The 17,118-nt window shown below is 59.0% G+C and carries 15 protein-coding genes, 6 tRNA genes and 2 other RNA genes; 16 read left to right on the top strand and 7 right to left on the bottom strand.

The window, feature by feature from the left end; translation table 11 throughout:
- Positions 1–5 precede the first annotated feature (5 nt).
- The 12 genes from tolA to GKQ23_RS17270 all read left to right on the top strand — a co-directional run bounded on the left by tolA (position 6) and on the right by GKQ23_RS17270 (position 5,171).
- Positions 6–1,379 (top strand): cell envelope integrity protein TolA, encoded by a 1,374-nt coding sequence (tolA, locus tag GKQ23_RS17325; protein WP_212408994.1) that lies wholly within the window; start codon positions 6–8, stop codon positions 1,377–1,379.
- A gap of 109 nt (positions 1,380–1,488) precedes the next feature.
- The gene (tolB, locus tag GKQ23_RS17320; protein WP_212408993.1) at positions 1,489–2,781 is read left to right on the top strand and encodes a Tol-Pal system beta propeller repeat protein TolB; all 1,293 of its coding nucleotides are present in this window, start codon (positions 1,489–1,491) and stop codon (positions 2,779–2,781) included.
- A gap of 44 nt (positions 2,782–2,825) precedes the next feature.
- Positions 2,826–3,338 carry a peptidoglycan-associated lipoprotein Pal gene (pal, locus tag GKQ23_RS17315; RefSeq protein ID WP_212408992.1) on the top strand — a complete coding sequence of 171 codons (513 nt, stop codon included), beginning with the start codon at positions 2,826–2,828 and terminating at the stop codon, positions 3,336–3,338.
- A 9-nt stretch (positions 3,339–3,347) separates the two neighbouring features.
- A complete protein-coding gene (gene cpoB / locus GKQ23_RS17310) occupies positions 3,348–4,157 on the top strand; it encodes a cell division protein CpoB (RefSeq protein ID WP_212408991.1) in 810 nt (269 codons plus the stop codon).
- 164 nt (positions 4,158–4,321) lie between these two features.
- Positions 4,322–4,397 (top strand) — tRNA-Lys (locus GKQ23_RS17305).
- 13 nt (positions 4,398–4,410) lie between these two features.
- A non-coding RNA gene (locus GKQ23_RS17300) (RtT sRNA) lies at positions 4,411–4,535 on the top strand.
- 33 nt (positions 4,536–4,568) lie between these two features.
- A tRNA-Val gene (locus GKQ23_RS17295) sits at positions 4,569–4,644 on the top strand.
- Positions 4,645–4,648: 4 nt separating this feature from the next.
- Positions 4,649–4,724: transfer RNA gene (locus GKQ23_RS17290), tRNA-Lys, on the top strand.
- A 14-nt stretch (positions 4,725–4,738) separates the two neighbouring features.
- Positions 4,739–4,863: non-coding RNA, RtT sRNA (locus GKQ23_RS17285), on the top strand.
- Between the two features lie 35 nt (positions 4,864–4,898).
- Positions 4,899–4,974: transfer RNA gene (locus GKQ23_RS17280), tRNA-Lys, on the top strand.
- Positions 4,975–5,015: 41 nt separating this feature from the next.
- Positions 5,016–5,091 (top strand) — tRNA-Val (locus tag GKQ23_RS17275).
- 4 nt (positions 5,092–5,095) lie between these two features.
- Positions 5,096–5,171, top strand: a tRNA-Lys gene (locus tag GKQ23_RS17270).
- Positions 5,172–5,247: 76 nt separating this feature from the next.
- Here the strand turns inward: GKQ23_RS17270 and GKQ23_RS17265 are convergent.
- Entirely contained in the window at positions 5,248–6,705 is a 1,458-nt protein-coding gene (locus tag GKQ23_RS17265) for a DNA-3-methyladenine glycosylase 2 (RefSeq protein ID WP_212408990.1), read from the bottom strand.
- A gap of 168 nt (positions 6,706–6,873) precedes the next feature.
- Between GKQ23_RS17265 and GKQ23_RS17260 the strand changes: the two genes are divergently transcribed.
- The 3 genes from GKQ23_RS17260 (at position 6,874) to pnuC (ending at position 9,329) form a co-directional block, all read left to right on the top strand.
- Positions 6,874–7,398, top strand: a complete 525-nt coding sequence (locus tag GKQ23_RS17260; protein WP_212408989.1) for a methylated-DNA--[protein]-cysteine S-methyltransferase — start codon at positions 6,874–6,876, stop codon at positions 7,396–7,398.
- A gap of 138 nt (positions 7,399–7,536) precedes the next feature.
- Positions 7,537–8,598, top strand: a complete 1,062-nt coding sequence (gene nadA, locus GKQ23_RS17255; RefSeq protein WP_212408988.1) for a quinolinate synthase NadA — start codon at positions 7,537–7,539, stop codon at positions 8,596–8,598.
- A 29-nt stretch (positions 8,599–8,627) separates the two neighbouring features.
- Positions 8,628–9,329: a nicotinamide riboside transporter PnuC gene (pnuC, locus tag GKQ23_RS17250; protein ID WP_212408987.1), complete on the top strand. Its 702-nt coding sequence runs from the start codon at positions 8,628–8,630 to the stop codon at positions 9,327–9,329.
- A gap of 161 nt (positions 9,330–9,490) precedes the next feature.
- Here pnuC and zitB read toward each other — a convergent pair whose 3' ends face one another.
- Both zitB and GKQ23_RS17240 read right to left on the bottom strand, forming a co-directional pair.
- Positions 9,491–10,447, bottom strand: coding sequence for a CDF family zinc transporter ZitB (gene zitB / locus GKQ23_RS17245; protein ID WP_212408986.1), 957 nt, complete (start codon positions 10,445–10,447; stop codon positions 9,491–9,493).
- Between the two features lie 293 nt (positions 10,448–10,740).
- Positions 10,741–11,082: a protein YbgS gene (locus GKQ23_RS17240; RefSeq protein ID WP_056239806.1), complete on the bottom strand. Its 342-nt coding sequence runs from the start codon at positions 11,080–11,082 to the stop codon at positions 10,741–10,743.
- A 294-nt stretch (positions 11,083–11,376) separates the two neighbouring features.
- Between GKQ23_RS17240 and aroG the strand changes: the two genes are divergently transcribed.
- Complete coding sequence (gene aroG / locus GKQ23_RS17235) at positions 11,377–12,429, top strand: 3-deoxy-7-phosphoheptulonate synthase AroG (RefSeq protein ID WP_212408985.1); 1,053 nt, start codon at positions 11,377–11,379, stop codon at positions 12,427–12,429.
- A gap of 108 nt (positions 12,430–12,537) precedes the next feature.
- On the opposite strand, the gene gpmA is transcribed toward aroG, so the two are convergent.
- From gpmA to galT, 4 genes are all read right to left on the bottom strand, one after another.
- Positions 12,538–13,290: a 2,3-diphosphoglycerate-dependent phosphoglycerate mutase gene (gene gpmA, locus GKQ23_RS17230; RefSeq protein WP_212408984.1), complete on the bottom strand. Its 753-nt coding sequence runs from the start codon at positions 13,288–13,290 to the stop codon at positions 12,538–12,540.
- A gap of 158 nt (positions 13,291–13,448) precedes the next feature.
- Positions 13,449–14,480 (bottom strand): galactose-1-epimerase, encoded by a 1,032-nt coding sequence (galM, locus tag GKQ23_RS17225; protein ID WP_212408983.1) that lies wholly within the window; start codon positions 14,478–14,480, stop codon positions 13,449–13,451.
- Positions 14,474–15,619, bottom strand: a complete 1,146-nt coding sequence (galK, locus tag GKQ23_RS17220; RefSeq protein WP_212408982.1) for a galactokinase — start codon at positions 15,617–15,619, stop codon at positions 14,474–14,476. Before galK ends, galM begins: the two co-directional genes overlap by 7 nt.
- Positions 15,616–16,674 carry a galactose-1-phosphate uridylyltransferase gene (galT, locus tag GKQ23_RS17215; RefSeq protein ID WP_212408981.1) on the bottom strand — a complete coding sequence of 353 codons (1,059 nt, stop codon included), beginning with the start codon at positions 16,672–16,674 and terminating at the stop codon, positions 15,616–15,618. The genes galK and galT overlap by 4 nt, the downstream gene beginning before the upstream one ends.
- Positions 16,675–17,118 lie beyond the last annotated feature (444 nt).

Below are 17,118 nucleotides of genomic sequence, written 5' to 3'. Positions count from 1 at the left end.
CGAGAGTGTCGAAGGCAACCGAGCAAAACGATAAGTTAAAACGTGCGATAACCCTCTCAGTGATCCTGCATGTTGTGCTGATCGCTCTGCTGGTATGGAGCTCGTTTGACGAAAATCTCGACGCCAGCGGCGGCGGTGGCGGCGGTAGTGATATCAGTGCCGTCATGGTCGATCCTGGTGCGGTGGTAGAACAGTATAATCGCCAGCAGAATCAACAGAGTGACAGCAAACGCGCCGAGCAACAGCGCCAGAAGCAGGCGAAACAGCAGGCGGAAGAGCTGCAGCAGAAACAGGCGGCAGAACAGCAGCGGCTGAAACAGCTGGAGAAAGAGCGTCTGCAGGCGGCTGAACAGGCCAAAGCGGAAGCGGCCGAGCAGGCAGCCGAGCAGAAACAGGCGCAGGAAGCCGCGAAGCAGGCCCAGCAGGAGCAGAAGCAGGCCGAAGCCGCCGCCGCGAAAGCGAAGGCTGAAGCCAAAGCCGAAGCCGATGCCCAGGCGAAAGCGTCAGCAGACGCCGCTGCAAAAGCCAAAGCCGATGCGAAAGCGCAGGCGGATGCCCAGGCGAAAGCCGCCGCTGATGCACAGAAAAAAGCGCAGGAAGACGCCAAAGCGGCGGCTGCCGATGCGAAGAAAAAAGCGGAAGAACAGGCTAAGCAGGCTGCCGCAGAAGCAGCTAAAGTAAAAGCTGCTGCCGATGCTAAAGCCAAAGCGGCTGCGGATGCGAAAGCGGCGCAGGAAGCGAAAGCCCAGGCGGCGGCGGAAGCCAAGGCACAGGCCGCTGCGGAAGCGAAAGCCGCAGCAGCAGAAGCCAAAGCACAGGCTGCCGCAGAAGCGAAAGAACAAGCTGCGGCAGAGGCTAAAGAGAAGGCTGCCGCCGAGGCGAAAGCGAAAGCCGATGCTGCTGCGAAAGCCAAGGCCGATGCGGCAGCCAAAGCCAAAGCCGATGCCGCCGCGAAGAAGAAAGCGGCAGCTGAGGCGGCGAAAGAGGCCGGTGACGTGGGCGATCTGCTCGGCGACCTGACTTCAGGTAAGAATGCGCCGAAATCAGGTAAAGCGGGCGGGGGTGCCGGTGCCGCACCGGGTGAAGGTAACCAGAAGAAAGCGGGCGCTTCAGGTGCCGCGATCGACAGCTACCTGGGCCAGGTGAAAGGCGCGATTCAGAGCAAGTTTTACGATGCTGATACCTTTGCGGGCAAAACCTGCGACGTGCGTATCAGTCTGGGAGCGGATGGTCTGTTGATTTCTGCTAAATCCGCAGGTGGCGACCCGGCACTCTGCCAGGCAGCCATCAATGCGGCTAATTCGGCAAGAATTCCGAAGCCACCGAGTCCGGAAGTGTGGCAGGCGGTTAAAAACGCTACGCTGGAATTCAAACCGTAAACGTGCGTTTACCAGCGGCGTGTTGAACTCTGAGCAACATGCCGTACTCTTAGGTTTGTTGATACAAGGCTAATTATCGTGGGTGTGATACCCGGATAAGGGAGAAATAATGAAGCAGGCATTTCGTGTAGCGCTGAGTTTTTTACTGCTGTTTGTCGCGGTTGCGCATGCAGAAGTACGTATTGAGATTACTCAGGGTGTGAATACCGCACGTCCGATCGGCGTGGTGCCGTTCAAATGGGATGGTCCGGGTGCAGCTCCTGAAGACATTGGTGGCATCGTTGCCGCCGACCTGCGCAACAGCGGCAAATTCAATCCGCTGGATCGTTCACGTCTGCCACAGCAGCCGACCTCGGCCGCTGAGGTCCAGCCAGCGGCCTGGACCGCACTGGGTATTGACGCGGTAGTCGTCGGTCAGGTTCAGCCTGGCGCCGACGGTAGCTACCTCGTCTCTTACCAGCTGGTAGATACCGCCGGTAATCCGGGCACGGTGCTGGCACAGAACCAGTTTAAGGTGACCAAACAGTGGTTACGTTATGCTGCGCACACCGCCAGTGACGAAAGCTTTGAGAAGCTGACCGGTATCAAAGGCGCGTTCCGTACCCGTATCGCTTACGTGGTGCAGACTAACGGCGGCCAGTTCCCGTATGAGCTGCGCGTGTCCGACTACGACGGCTACAACACCTTTGTGGTGCACCGTTCACCAGAGCCGCTGATGTCACCGGCCTGGTCTCCGGACGGCAGCAAAGTCGCCTACGTAACCTTTGAGAGCGGTAAATCAGCGCTGGTGATCCAGACGCTGGCCAACGGTGCTATCCGTCAGGTAGCGTCGTTCCCACGCCACAACGGCGCGCCGGCCTTCTCACCGGACGGCAGCAAGCTGGCGTTTGCGCTCTCCAAGACCGGCAGCCTGAACATCTATGTGATGGATATCGGCTCCGGCCAGATCCGTCAGGTCACCGACGGCCGCTACAACAGCACCGAACCGACCTGGTACCCGGACAGCCAGAACCTGGCCTATACCTCTGACCAGGCCGGCCGTCCTCAAATCTATAAAGTCAGCGCAGGCGGCGGCACGCCTCAGCGTATTACCTGGGAAGGTTCGCAAAACCAGGACGCAGACGTCAGCTCTGATGGTAAATCTTTGGTGATGATCAGCACCAACGGCGGCGCTCAACACGTCGCACGACAGGATCTGGTAACGGGAGCCGTTCAACAATTAACGGACACGTTCCTGGATGAAACGCCAAGTCTGGCACCGAACGGCACCATGGTAATCTACAGCTCCACTCAGGGCATGGGTTCAATTCTGCAGTTAGTGTCAACCGACGGGCGTTTCAAAGCGCGTCTTCCGGCAACCGATGGACAGGTCAAATTTCCTGCCTGGTCGCCGTATCTGTGATGCATAAATAATTATGTATGGCAAACTATAATAGGAATTATGAAATGCAACTGAACAAAGTGCTGAAAGGCCTAATGCTGGCACTGCCAGTAATCGCAGTGGCTGCATGTAGCTCACACAAGAACAACAACAACGACCAGACTAACGGTCTTGGTGACGGTTCTAACAGCGGCATGAACAGCGGCAACATGTCTTCTGACGAGCAGGCTCGCCTGCAGATGCAGGAACTGCAGAAAAACAACATCGTGTACTTCGGCCTGGACAAATATGAAATCCAGTCTGAATTCGCACAGATGCTGGACGCGCACGCAAACTTCCTGCGTAGCAACCCGTCTTACAAAGTCACTGTTGAAGGTCACGCGGATGAGCGCGGTACCCCTGAGTACAACATCGCCCTGGGCGAACGTCGTGCCAGCGCAGTGAAAATGTACCTGCAGGGTAAAGGCGTTTCTGCTGACCAGATCTCTATCGTTTCTTACGGTAAAGAGAAACCAGCCGTACTGGGCCACGACGAATCAGCGTATGCTAAAAACCGTCGTGCAGTACTGGTTTACTAAGAGAATCACATGATTAGTAGCTGCAGAACTCATCTCCTGAGTCTGTCGTTACTGATTGGCGTAGCGGCCCCCTGGGCCGCTAATGCCCAGGCAACAATCAGTAGCGTTGGCTCCGGCTCGGTCGAAGACCGCGTCACTACCCTTGAGCGTATCTCTAATGCTCAGGCTCAACTCCTCCAGCAGCTTCAGCAGCAGCTTTCCGAAACTCAGACCGATATCGACTCACTGCGCGGTCAGATCCAGGAAAATAACTACCAGCTGAACCAGGTGGTGGAGCGTCAGAAAAGTATCCTTCAGCAGATCGACGGTCTGAGCAGCGGCGGTGCCGCGGCCGGGGCGCAGTCGGGAAACGCTGATGCCGCAGCAGCCGGTGCGGGTGCCGCAGCAGGGGACAGCAGCGCGTCTGGCAGCCAGCCTGCCGCCGCCGCTACGCCTACCCAGAGCGGCGATGCCAACACCGACTACAACGCAGCGGTTGCGCTGGTGCTGGAGAAAAAACAGTACGATCAGGCAATCTCGGCTTTTCAGGCCTTTGTGAAGAAATACCCGGATTCAACCTACCAGGCCAATGCCAACTACTGGCTGGGGCAGTTGAATTACAACAAAGGTAAAAAAGACGATGCGGCATTTTATTTTGCCACCGTAGTCAAAAATTACCCTAAATCGCCGAAGAGCCCGGAAGCACTGCTCAAGGTTGGGGTGATCATGCAGGAAAAAGGTGACAAGGCGAAAGCCAAAGCGGTCTACCAGCAGGTGGTAAAACTGTATCCAACCAGTGAAGCCGCAAAACAGGCGCAGAAACGCGCTGCCGGTCTGTAATCGCCGTTGTTTGACCAGTTTTCGTCTGAATTCTGGTCTTACCGCCTGAAAGTCAGGCAGTTGAACGATTTAACCTGAAATAGTGGTTGCGCTGAAAATTCAAATCAGTAATATATGCCGCCGTTGCAGGGGGATAAGTTCAACGCCAAAAGCAACAAAATAGTGGGTCGTTAGCTCAGTTGGTAGAGCAGTTGACTTTTAATCAATTGGTCGCAGGTTCGAATCCTGCACGACCCACCAATTACAAGCAGTACACGGTGTTTAATCGTGAAGGATGAGAACCGTAAAGGTTCGGGTCGAGCGAAAGCGAGACAACGTTGCCAGTGGCAACGGCCCGAAGGGCGAGGCGTCAGCCGAGTCATCCTGCACGACCCACCACTAAAGCAGTTGAAGTTGTTTGAAGTACGATATGGGTGATTAGCTCAGTTGGTAGAGCATCTCCTTTACACGGAGGGGGTCGGCGGTTCGAGCCCGTCATCACCCACCATATCGGGTCGTTAGCTCAGTTGGTAGAGCAGTTGACTTTTAATCAATTGGTCGCAGGTTCGAATCCTGCACGACCCACCAATTATGGAATAGTACACGGTGTTTAACCGTGAAGGATGAGAACTGTAAAGGTTCGGGTCGAGCGAAAGCGAGACAACGTTGCCAGCGGCAACGGCCCGAAGGGCGAGGCGTCAGCCGAGTCATCCTGCACGACCCACCACTTCAGACAGCGTAGTAAAGGCAGTACCGCATTGCGGGTCGTTAGCTCAGTTGGTAGAGCAGTTGACTTTTAATCAATTGGTCGCAGGTTCGAATCCTGCACGACCCACCACTTCCGCTCAGGAAGTCCGCAATACGCAGCAGTAACGATATGGGTGATTAGCTCAGTTGGTAGAGCATCTCCTTTACACGGAGGGGGTCGGCGGTTCGAGCCCGTCATCACCCACCATATCGGGTCGTTAGCTCAGTTGGTAGAGCAGTTGACTTTTAATCAATTGGTCGCAGGTTCGAATCCTGCACGACCCACCAAATTCAGAAAAAAAGCGCCTGTAAGGCGCTTTTTTCGTTTCCGGATACAACCACTAAAATCGGCCAGGGTGTTGTGTCACCCTTTCCCCAGACTCTTCCAGATATGCATCACCGCATAGCTGCGCCATGGACGCCATGTCTGAGAGCGCGCCTCCGCCTGTTTGGTCGTCAGGCCACCCAGATTATTCCGTACCACGATATCCCCCGCAGGAAAGGCGTCAGGCCAGCGTAGCGCGCGCATAGCAAGATACTGTGCCGTCCAGTCACCTACGCCCGGCAACTGCAGCAGCAGAGCCGTGGTGTGGTCTGGCTGGCTGCCGGTATCCAGCTGCAACTCGCCGGTGTCACAGGCCACAGCCAGCGCCAGGATGGTACGGCTGCGTGCGCTGATAATGCCGAGGCTGGCAATCTGATCGAGAGTACAACCGGCCACGGTAGCGGCCAGCGGTGAGAGCCGGGTCAGCTGCGGCAGCGGCGTGTCGATCGCTTCGCCAAACGCGCCGACAAAACGCCCACCGAGCGTGGTGGCCGCCTTCACGGTAATCTGCTGTCCGAGTATTGCCCGAACCGCCATCTCAAAGCCGTCAAAGGCCCCCGGCACCCGTAAGCCCGGGTGCGCCTGCACCACCGCCGCCAGCAGCGGATCCTGGCTCAGATGATCGGTAATCAGATCCGGGCGGGCGCTGAGGTCGAACAGATTGCGCAACCGCCGCAGCAGCGTCGGCAGCACCGGCGTCAGTGAGTGGCTGAACTCTACGTTAAGCGCGTGCGTTTTCGCGGCGGCGGTCACCCTGATCCAGCCGCGACAGGCCCCCAGACGCACCGTACGGGCGTAACTGTCGGCATCCACATACTCCACGCCCGCCAGCGCACGCAGCCGCAGGAAGTCGAGCATGGCCGTCCAGTCGTAAGGCGGGCGGTAACTTAGCAACAGCGTGGAGCTGTCGCCCGGCTGACCGCTGTGCGGCTTTGCGCTCAGCGACCGGCGCAGACGGCTGGGCGGCATGCGATACTGGCTGCTGAACGCGGCGTTAAAGCGGCGCAGGCTGCTGAACCCGCTGGCGAAGGCGATCTCGGTGATCGGCAGCGACGTCTCGCTTAACAATTGCTTGGCTAGCAGCAGGCGGCGGGTCTGGCGCAGCTCCTGCGGGGAAACGCCGAGCTGCTGCTGGACGATGCGCCGCAGCTGGCGCAGGCTGAGCTCAAACTGGGCGGCAATCGCCTCCAGCGAGTCGACCTGCTCGGCCAGCCCTTCGTCGATGCGCTGCATCAGCCGCTCCGCAATCAGCGAACCGCGATCGACCGGGGCGTTACCCGGTGCCAGCTCGGGGCGGCAGCGCAGGCAGGGACGGAAATGGGCCTTCTCGGCCGCTTCCGCGCTGGCAAAAAAGCGGCAGTTCTGCGCGTGCGGTGGTTTTACCGGGCAGACCGGGCGACAGTAGATGCCGGTGGAGGTCACGCCGACATAGAACACGCCATCAAAACGTGCGTCGCGCGAGGTGAGCGCCAGATAGGCGCTGGCCGGATCGATCATAGAAGGTGCCCCGTTAAGCTAAGGTGATCCACGTTAATCCGTTTGCGGTGCTGACACTGGCCGTTTGCGGACATCGAACTTATTTTATTATGCTGTCCGCAAACGGCCAGTGATGGCCGGGTAAAAGCGCATAATCACTGCGCAGGCAGGTAAACCAGGAGAACCACGATGACCTACTCTTTCAACCTGATCGACTCCCCGGTCGGCGAACTCAAACTGGTGGCGACAGAGCGCGCGCTGGTGGCGGTGCTGTGGGAAAATGATGACCCTAAACGTACCCGTTTTTTGCCGCAGGCTGAAGACCGGCAGCATGCCATTCTGCTGGAGACCGAACGCCAGCTGCGGGAATACTTTGCCGGTGAACGGCAGGACTTTAGTCTGGCGCTGGACTTTGTCGGCACCGACTTTCAGAAACAGGTGTGGGCCGCGCTGCTCACCATCCCCTACGGCGAAACCCGCAGCTATGCGCAGATCGCACAGCAGATTGGCAACCCGAGCGCCGTGCGGGCGGTGGGAGCGGCGAATGGCCGCAATCCAATCTCGATCATCACTCCCTGCCACCGGGTGATCGGTGCTAACGGTAAACTGACCGGTTTCGCCGGTGGCCTTGATACCAAAGCCTTCCTGCTGCGCAGAGAAAGCGCCCAGCTGTGGGCGGAAGAACCGCTTCAGCTGACGCTCACAAAATCATAACATTCTGACGAGAAATCCAGCGACACTGGTCTCTTTTTCAGCTATCGTGTTTAGCATATAAAACAAACCAGCCGAATGAGTCGCGCAACACGGCTTTTACGGCGAATTCGGTTAAGTTGAAGAAACGAGAGTTGTGATATGAGCCTGATGTTTAGCCCTGATGATGCCATTTATCCTTTCCCGCCGAAACCCGCCCGGCTCACCGCCGATGAAAAGGTGTTTTACCGTGAGAAAATCAAACGCCTGCTGAAAGAACGCAATGCGGTGCTGGTGGCACATTACTACACCGACCCGGAGATTCAGGCGCTGGCAGAAGAGACCGGTGGCTGCGTTTCGGACTCGCTGGAGATGGCACGCTTTGGCAGCCAGCATTCGGCGTCAACGTTGCTGGTGGCCGGGGTGCGTTTTATGGGGGAAACCGCCAAAATCCTCAGCCCGGAAAAAACCATCCTGATGCCGACGCTACAGGCGGAGTGTTCGCTGGATCTCGGCTGCCCGATTGAAGAATTCAGCGCCTTCTGTGATGCCCATCCGGACCGCACGGTGGTGGTCTACGCCAACACCTCGGCGGCGGTAAAAGCGCGCGCTGACTGGGTGGTCACCTCCAGTATCGCGGTGGAGCTGATCGAGCACCTCGACGGCCTCGGCGAGAAGATCATCTGGGCACCGGACCGCCACCTTGGCCAGTACGTCACCCGCAAAAGCGGCGCGGACGTGCTGTGCTGGCAGGGGGCCTGTATCGTCCACGACGAGTTTAAAACCCAGGCGCTGCGGCAGATGAAGCAGCTTTATCCCGAGGCGGCGGTGCTGGTCCACCCGGAGTCGCCGCAGGCGATTGTCGACCTGGCCGACGCGGTGGGATCGACCAGCCAGCTGATCCAGGCCGCACAGCGGCTGCCGCAGCGGCAGATGATCGTCGCCACCGATCGCGGCATCTTCTACAAAATGCAGCAGGCCTGCCCGGACAAAGAGCTGCTGGAAGCGCCGACCGCCGGGGAAGGGGCCACCTGTCGCAGCTGTGCCCACTGCCCGTGGATGGCGATGAACGGCCTGAAGGCGATTGCCGATGGGCTGGAACAGGGGGGCGCAGAGCATGAGATCCACGTTGAGGAGGCGCTGCGCCAGGCGGCATTGATCCCGCTGGATCGTATGCTAACCTTTGCAGCACAACTAAAACTCCGGGTAAAAGGCAACGCCTGACTGCCACCGCCCGCTACACAGGTGCCCAAATGGACTTTTTCAGCACGTCAAATATTCTGGTTCACATCCCTCTTGGTGCCGGTGGTTACGATCTGTCGTGGATCGAAGCCATCGGTACGCTTGCCGGCCTGCTCTGCATCTGGCTGGCCAGCCGGGAGAAGATTGCCAACTACGCCTTCGGGCTGCTTAACGTCACCCTGTTTGCGGTGATCTTCTTCCAGATCCAGCTCTATGCCAGCCTGCTGCTGCAGCTGTTCTTCTTCGTCGCCAACATTTACGGCTGGTACGCGTGGAGCCGCCAGACCAGCGATAATCAGCTGGCGCTGAAAATCCGCTGGCTGCCGCTGCCGAAAGCGCTGGGCTGGGGCGCTGCCTGTATTGTGGCCATCGCGCTGATGACGCGCTTTATCGATCCGGTATTTAGTTTCCTTACTCACACGGCGGTGATGCTGATGCAGGGGATGGGCCTGAATGTCGTGATGCCGCAGCTCCAGCCGGATGCGTCCCCGTTCTGGGATTCGTGCATGATGGTGCTGTCGATTGTGGCGATGATCCTGATGACGCGTAAATACGTTGAAAACTGGCTGCTGTGGCTGGTGGTAAACCTGATTAGCGTGGTGATTTTCGCCCGTCAGGGCGTCTACGCGATGGCGGTTGAATACGCGATCCTCACCCTGATCGCGCTGAACGGTGCCTGGCTCTGGATTAAGAGCGCACGCACCGCGCGTTAAACCGACGGCGACCTCACCCTCCTCACGGTGAACCGGGGCACCTATCCCGGGCATTGCCGCGAGGGGGGTGAAGGCGGCTCTGCCCCTGCAGTGAAGCCGTTATCTGCCGCAGAGCTGGCCGGCGGTAAAGGGCGCCATTCGGCAGAGGGCGATGCGGTGCATCAGTGATGATGCCCGTGTCCGCCACCACCGCCGGCAATCCACTGCATATCACAGCGTTCGCCCTCGCAGCGCTGATACTCCATCTGCACCGTGGCGTGCTCAATCTGGTAGTGCTGCTGCAGATGGCGGTGAATACGCGCCAGCAGCGCATCGTGGTCGTGCGGTGGGATCACCTGCACGTGCAGGGTAATCACCGGCTTCTCGCCTACCTGCCACAGGTGCACGTGGTGTACGTTACGCACCTCCTGTATATGAAGCGTCAGCGTGCGCTGCAGTTTCTCCACGTCGATCTCCTGCGGCGCGCCTTCCAGCAGCTCGTGGCTGCTCTCACGGATTAAGCGCCAGCCGCTGCGCAGCACCAGCAGAGAGACCAGCACCGACAGGATCGGGTCGGCGGGGGTCCAGCCGGTAAACAGAATTATCAGCGCAGCGGCAATCGCCCCGACCGATCCCAGCAGATCGCCCATTACGTGCAGCGCCGCCGCCCGCACGTTGAGGTTTTTCTCCGCGCTGCCGCGGTGCAGCAGCCAGAATGACAGCAGGTTAGCCAGCAGGCCGCCTGCGGCAATCACCAGCATCGCGCCGCCTGCCACCGGCTGTGGATGAGCAAATCGCTGCACGGCTTCCCAGACGATCAGTACGGTAATCACCAGCAGCGCCAGCGCATTCACAAAGGCGGCCAGCGTAGTCAGACGCAGCAGGCCGAAGGTATGGCGGCTGTTGGGCTTTCGTCGCGCCAGCTGCAGGGCCAGCAGCGCCATTAGCAGGGCCGCAGCGTCGGTAAGCATATGGCCGGCGTCGGCCAGCAGCGCCAGCGAGCCGGAGAGCACGCCGCCGATGATTTCGGCCAGCATATACACGGCGGTAACGATAAAGGCGGCCAGCAGGCGCGAGCGGTTGCCCTCCTCTGCCTGATGTTGATGAGGCGCGCTGTGGTCAGAATGCGAGTGTGCCATGGGGGTCCGGTGGGGTTATCGGGCGATAGCCTAATGATATCAATAAATCTGCACCACCGAGGGTAGAAATGATCGCGTAATGGCTGGCCGTAATATCTGCGAGGAGTTCGGACAGAGCTTGCCAGGTGATGCTCTGCTCACAGGGATGCTGAAGAACGGAAGAACGGAAGAACGGAAGAACGGAAGAACGGAAGAACGGAAGAACGGAAGAATATAGAAAATAGCGGGGTTTAAAGATAAAAAGCGTTGTCTGCCCGGGGAAGCGGCTGCTTCCCCGAACGTTCACTGACGGCTTAGTGAGTCGTACCGTCGGTTTTGTGGTTGGCGTCGTCACCCACTTTATTATTGATGTCCGGACACTTACCGTCTTTACACTCGGTATTTTTGTGAACTTCAGTGGCGCTCATGTCGCTGCCGCTGGTGGTGCCGGTAGCCGGCGTGCCGCTTTCACCGGTGTTAATCTTACTGTTATCCACGCCGTTAGGCTGCAGATGGCTTTTAGCACCCGGAGCAACCGCGCCGGCATCGGCCGCCGCGTTGGCAGAGCCATTATTACTGCCGGAATCGGCGGCCATCGCCGCGCCGCTGCCCAGGGTCATTGCTGCGGTAAGAAATACGATTGCGAACTTATTCATCGTTAAACTCCATTAGTATTGAAGGTGGCCCGATTAAATCTGATAAAAAGATTCGGAAAGGATTTCTGCTGCTGACAAATAAAAACTCTAAAAAATAGACGAATGCCAATCATAAATGATGCAAATGCGTTCATTTAAAGTGCTAACGATTAAAAGTGTAGTAGAGGGATACAGAAAATCAACGTCACCCAGGCAATGTCGGGGGAAAGACGATTTACAGCCCCCGGCACTCACGATAAATTGGCGGTGATATGCCCGACGTGCAGGAGGGCGATAAAATGAACTGGAATGATTATGACTTATCAGAACGATGACTTAAGAATCAAAGAGATAAAAGAACTTTTACCCCCGGTCGCGCTGCTGGAGAAATTCCCCGCAACGGACAACGCGGCGCAGACGGTCTCCCTCGCCCGCCAGGCAATTTCCAATATTCTTAAAAAACAGGATGACCGCCTGCTGGTGGTGATTGGCCCGTGTTCGATTCACGACACCGTGGCGGCAAAAGAGTACGCGCAGCGTCTGCTGAGCCTGCGTCAGGAATTACAGGGTGACCTGGAAGTGGTAATGCGCGTCTACTTTGAAAAACCGCGTACCACCGTCGGCTGGAAAGGCCTGATTAACGATCCGCATATGGACGGCAGCTTCCGGATTAATGATGGGCTGCGCATCGCGCGTAAACTGCTGCTGGATATCAACGACAGCGGCCTGCCGGCGGCGGGCGAGTTCCTCGATATGATCACCCCGCAGTACGTGGCCGATCTGATGAGCTGGGGCGCAATTGGCGCGCGCACCACCGAGTCGCAGGTGCACCGCGAACTCTCTTCCGGCCTCTCCTGCCCGGTGGGCTTTAAGAACGGCACCGACGGTACCATTAAGGTAGCGATCGACGCCATCGGTGCCGCCAGCGCGCCGCACTGCTTCCTGTCGGTCACCAAGTGGGGCCACTCGGCGATTGTTGAAACCAGCGGCAACGGCGACTGCCACATCATTCTGCGCGGCGGCAAAGAGCCGAACTACAGCGCCCATCACGTCAGCGCGGTGAAGACCGGGCTGGAGAAGGCCGGTTTGCCGACTCAGGTGATGATCGACTTCAGCCACGCTAACAGCAGCAAGCAGTTCAAAAAGCAGCTGGACGTCTCAACCGACGTGGCACAGCAGATCGCGGCGGGTGATGATGCGATTATCGGCGTGATGATCGAAAGCCATCTGGTGGAAGGCAACCAGAACCTGGAGAGCGGCGAACCGCTGGTCTACGGCAAAAGCGTCACCGACGGCTGCATCGGCTGGGAAGACACTGAAACCGTACTGCGCCAGCTGGCGGCGGCGGTACGTGCGCGCCGCGGCTGACGGCGTCGGTTACCGGTGTTGCAGGCAATAAAAAACCCGCCATATGGCGGGTTTTTTTTGCAGTAAAGCTTTCAGCCTGCACCCTGCCTTGAGGCGGGTTTTTCCAGCTTACTTCGCTTTACCCTGGTTCGCTACGGCTGCGGCTTTTGCAGCGATCGCCTCAGCATCACCCAGATAGTAACGTTTAATCGGCTTGAAGTTCTCGTCGAACTCATACACCAGCGGTGACGCAGTCGGGATATTCAGCTCGAGGATCTCGTCTTCGCTCAGGTTATCCAGGTATTTCACCAGCGCGCGCAGGGAGTTACCGTGAGCAGCGATCAGCACTTTCTCACCGTTCTTCATGCGTGGCAGGATCGACTCGTTCCAGTAAGGCAGCACGCGGTCGATAGTCAGCGCCAGGCTTTCGGTGGTTGGCAGCTGCTCTGCGGTCAGCGCCGCGTAGCGCGGATCGTGGCCAGGGAAACGCTCATCGGCACGATCCAGCTCTGGTGGGGTTACCGCAAAGCCGCGACGCCACAGTTTTACCTGCTCGTCACCGTACTTCGCCGCGGTTTCCGCTTTATCCAGACCCTGCAGCGCACCGTAGTGACGCTCGTTCAGGCGCCAGGACTTCTCAACCGGCAGCCACGCCTGGTCAACTTCGTCGAGGATATTCCACAGAGTATGGATGGCACGCTTAAGCACCGAGGTGTAAGCGAAATCGAAGGTGAAACCTTCGTCTTTCAGCAACTGACCCGCGGCTTTCGCTTCCTGACGGCCTGCGTCTGACAGCTCCACATCGTACCAACCGGTGAAACGGTTTTCATTGTTCCACTGGCTTTCGCCGTGACGCACCAGAACCAGCTTAGTTACTGCCATAGCTTAACTCCTTAATAACACTTACGTTTCAATGATAATGGTAATCGGTAAACTGCCGGGCCGGGCCAGAGGCAATTAACAATGTGCATTACCATAGCGGAAATCCGCCCGGCGCGTAAGCCCGTCACGCGCGCGTTGCACGATTTTCCTGCGTTTTATCAAACTGGCGTCAACCGGTAGCGCGTCTCGGACTGATACGTTTCAGCAGGCTGCAGCCAGCAGTCGGGCTGCGGCCACTCCGGATGGTTCGGCGAATCCGGTAAAAACTCGCTCTCCAGCGCGATGCCCTGGTGTGCGGCATAGACGTCGTGCTCGCGCGCCGGCGTACCGGCCAGGTAGTTGCCGCTGTACAGCTGCAGCGCCGGGGCGGTGGTAAACACCTCCAGCTGCAGCCTGCCGTCGGCAGACCACAGGGTGGCGGCGGGGCGGGCATCGTCCTGGTTGAGCAGGAAGGCGTGATCGTAGCCTTTTACCGCCTGCTGATCCGCATCCTGCAGGAAATCTTCTGCCAGGGTTTTGGCGGCGCGGAAATCAAAAGAGGTTCCCGCGACCGCTTTCAGCGCCGCGTTAGGGATGCCTTCACTGTCCACCGGCAGATAGCGATCGGCGTTGAGCTGCAGCCGGTGCTGGCGGGCATCGCCGTGATCGGCATCGAGGTTAAAGTAGGCGTGGTTGGTCAGACTGACCGGGCAGGCGCGATCGACGGTAGCCTGATAAGCGATCGACAGCGTATTGTCCTCCTCCAGCCGGTAGCGCAGCGACACCAGCAGCGTGCCGGGGAAGCCCTGGTCGCCGTCCGGCGAGTCCAGCCGGTACTCCACTTCGCTGTCGCTCTGGCAGACGATCTGCCAGCGGCGGTTGTGGAAGCCGTCCGGGCCACCGTGCAGCTGGTGCGGCCCCTGATTGGCGCTCAGCGCAATCGCCTCACCGTTCAGCTCAAGGCGTGCGTTAGCGATGCGGTTGGCGTAACGGCCCACCGTGGCACCCAGGTAGGCCGACTGCTGCAGATAGTCGGACGGCGTGGCGCAGCCAAGCAGCGCCTCACGCACCGTGCCGTCGCCCATCGGCACGCGGGCGGAGAGCCAGGTGGCACCCCAGTCCATAAAGGTCGCCACCATACCGTTGCCGTTGCGCAGCACGGTGATGCGCCAGGCGGCCCCGTCCGGGGCGTGTGAATCAGGTTTTAGCATAGTCCGGCTCCTGGAGAGGCTTTGCAGACGTAGAAGGTCTCTTTGATGCCGGTCTGCGCTTCATACTGCGCGGCGACGGCGGCCTTCACGTCGTCCACCAGCGCCAGCGGCATCAGCGCCACGATGCAGCCGCCGAAGCCGCCGCCGGTCATCCGCACGCCGCCACGTTCGCCCACCGTCGCTTTCACGATCTCCACCAGCTGGTCGATGGCCGGGACGGTGATTTCAAAATCATCGCGCATCGACGCATGGGATTCCGCCATCAGCACCGCCATCCGTGCCAGGTCGCCACGCGCCAGCACGTCGGCTGCTTCCAGGGTGCGGGCGTTTTCGGTCAGCACGTGGCGCACGCGTTTGGCGACCAGCGGATCCAGCTGCTGCCCGCGTTCGGTGAACTCGCTCAGCGTTACGTCGCGCAGCGAGGTTTTACCAAAGAACGCCGCACCGGCTTCGCACTGTTCGCGGCGGGTGTTGTACTCGCTGCCTACCAGGCTGCGGCGGAAGTTGGAGTTAATAATCACCACCGCGATATCTTCCGGCACCGGCACCGCACGCGTGCCGAGGGTGCGGCAGTCGAGCAGCATGGCGTGGTCTTTCTCGCCCAGCGCTGAAATCAGCTGATCCATAATGCCGCAGTTACAGCCGACGAACTGGTTCTCCGCTTCCTGACCGTTAACCGCGATCGCCGCGCCGTCTACCGGCAGCTGATAGAGTTCGCGGAACACGGTGCCCACCGCCACCTCCAGCGAGGCGGACGAGCTCAGGCCCGCGCCCTGCGGCACGTTGCCGCTAATCACCAGATCGGCACCGCCAAAGTCCGCGCGGGTCAGCAGGTGCTTCACCACGCCGCGCACATAGTTGGCCCACATATATTCAGGGTGGCTGGTAATGGCGGCGTCCAGCGAGAAGCTGTCCTGCTGATTGTCGTAGTCGGCGGCAATGACCCGCACCTGACGGTCATCGCGCGGGCTGCAGGCGATCACCGTCTGATAATCAATCGCGCACGGCAGCACGAAGCCGTCGTTGTAGTCGGTGTGTTCGCCGATCAGGTTAACGCGGCCCGGAGCCTGGATGCTGTAGCCGGCGGCGTAGCCGAACTGGTCGTTAAAAATCTGTTGGGTGGTGCTCTTTAAGCTCATGCCTGGTCTCCGGTCTCGGTCTCGCGGAAGTGAATATCGCTGACGGCGCGCAGGCGTTCAGCCGCCTGCTCCGCCGTTAAGTCACGTTGGGTTTCGGCCATCATTTCATAGCCGACCATAAATTTACGCACCGTGGCGGAACGCAGCAGCGGCGGATAGAAGTGGGCGTGCAGCTGCCAGTGATCGCCGGCGTCTTCGGTAAACGGCGCGCCGTGCCAGCCCATCGAATAGGGGAACGAGCACTGGAACAGGTTATCATAGCGGCTGGTGAGCTTTTTCAGCGCCAGCGCCAGATCGTCACGCTGCGCGTCGTTCAGGTCGGTCAGGCGCTTAACGTGCGCTTTCGGCAGCAGCAGCGTTTCAAACGGCCACGCCGCCCACCAGGGGACCACCGCCAGCCAGTGTTCGGTTTCCACCACCGTGCGGCTGCCGTCCTGCCGTTCGCGGGCGCTGTAGTCAACCAGCATCGGCGAGCCGTGCTTTGCATAGTAGGTGCGCTGCAAATCGTCTTCGCGCCTGACTTCGTTCGGCAGGAAGCTGTTGGCCCACACCTGGCCGTGCGGGTGCGGATTGGAGCAGCCCATCGCCGCGCCCTTGTTCTCAAACACCTGTACCCACGGGTAGGTCTGCCCCAGCTCGGCGGTTTGCTCCTGCCAGGTTTTCACTACCGCCACCAGCCCGTCCAGCGTCAGCTCCGGCAGCGTTTTGCTGTGGTCCGGCGAGAAGCAGATCACCCGGCTGGTGCCGCGCGCGCTCTCACAGCGCATCAGCATATCCTCGCTCTGCGGCGCGTCCGGCGTGTCGGTCATCAGCGCGGCAAAATCGTTGGTAAACACGTAGGTGGTTTTATAGTCCGGGTTTTTATCACCGGTCACCCGCGTATTGCCCGGGCACAGGAAGCAGTCGGGATCGTGCGCCGGCAGTTTTTCCTGCGAAGGGGTTTCCTGCGCGCCCTGCCACGGCCGTTTGGCGCGGTGAGGGGAGACCAGCACCCACTGATCGGTCAGCGGGTTGTAGCGGCGATGGGGATGATCGACCGGGTTAAATTTTTCCATGGGGTTGAGTCACCTTCTGATGCAATAAGCCTGAAAGAAAAATAGCACACTGACCGGGCAGAAAGCGTGATCGGGTTGGAAAAAATGGAATCGTTTACACTGATTTTTTCTGCATGTCAGGCAGTAAATATAACCTTTAGTCGCGAAGGGGTCAGCCTGTGTTGTGTAAATTGTGGTAACGATTACACCAGCCTCTGTCAATGCTCTTCGGGAGGCGGGAGGTGTGTGCGTTGCGTAATGGGGGGACAGGAGCGACTGCGCAGGGCTGAGGAAGGATAACCCTGGGGAGATATGAAAAAATGGCCTGACAGGTTTGAGGAGAAGTCTGGCGACCCCGACGTCAGGGCACTGCGGGTTCCGCTCTCTGACGGCATGGATGTCGGGGCCACCGCTGAGTATATCGATAGCTATGTAAAGTTGCAGAACACCCGATAGGGGGCTAAA

The sequence above is a fragment of the Erwinia sp. E602 genome (assembly GCF_018141005.1).
In the GTDB taxonomy this organism is placed as follows: domain Bacteria; phylum Pseudomonadota; class Gammaproteobacteria; order Enterobacterales; family Enterobacteriaceae; genus Erwinia.
Note: the sequence above shows the minus strand (reverse complement) of the source record. Positions and strands in the feature narration are given on the sequence as shown.

What these genes read in the sequence shown, in the direction of transcription:
- pnuC (WP_212408987.1), top strand. Translation starts at nt 8,628, where the DNA reads ATGGACTTTTTCAGCACGTCAAATATTCTGGTTCACATCCCTCTTGGT.
- galM (WP_212408983.1), bottom strand. Translation starts at nt 14,480, where the DNA reads ATGCTAAAACCTGATTCACACGCCCCGGACGGGGCCGCCTGGCGCATC.
- aroG (WP_212408985.1), top strand. Translation starts at nt 11,377, where the DNA reads ATGACTTATCAGAACGATGACTTAAGAATCAAAGAGATAAAAGAACTT.
- cpoB (WP_212408991.1), top strand. Translation starts at nt 3,348, where the DNA reads ATGATTAGTAGCTGCAGAACTCATCTCCTGAGTCTGTCGTTACTGATT.
- tolB (WP_212408993.1), top strand. Translation starts at nt 1,489, where the DNA reads ATGAAGCAGGCATTTCGTGTAGCGCTGAGTTTTTTACTGCTGTTTGTC.
- galT (WP_212408981.1), bottom strand. Translation starts at nt 16,674, where the DNA reads ATGGAAAAATTTAACCCGGTCGATCATCCCCATCGCCGCTACAACCCG.
- GKQ23_RS17260 (WP_212408989.1), top strand. Translation starts at nt 6,874, where the DNA reads ATGACCTACTCTTTCAACCTGATCGACTCCCCGGTCGGCGAACTCAAA.
- GKQ23_RS17240 (WP_056239806.1), bottom strand. Translation starts at nt 11,082, where the DNA reads ATGAATAAGTTCGCAATCGTATTTCTTACCGCAGCAATGACCCTGGGC.
- zitB (WP_212408986.1), bottom strand. Translation starts at nt 10,447, where the DNA reads ATGGCACACTCGCATTCTGACCACAGCGCGCCTCATCAACATCAGGCA.
- galK (WP_212408982.1), bottom strand. Translation starts at nt 15,619, where the DNA reads ATGAGCTTAAAGAGCACCACCCAACAGATTTTTAACGACCAGTTCGGC.
- pal (WP_212408992.1), top strand. Translation starts at nt 2,826, where the DNA reads ATGCAACTGAACAAAGTGCTGAAAGGCCTAATGCTGGCACTGCCAGTA.
- gpmA (WP_212408984.1), bottom strand. Translation starts at nt 13,290, where the DNA reads ATGGCAGTAACTAAGCTGGTTCTGGTGCGTCACGGCGAAAGCCAGTGG.
- GKQ23_RS17265 (WP_212408990.1), bottom strand. Translation starts at nt 6,705, where the DNA reads ATGATCGATCCGGCCAGCGCCTATCTGGCGCTCACCTCGCGCGACGCA.
- nadA (WP_212408988.1), top strand. Translation starts at nt 7,537, where the DNA reads ATGAGCCTGATGTTTAGCCCTGATGATGCCATTTATCCTTTCCCGCCG.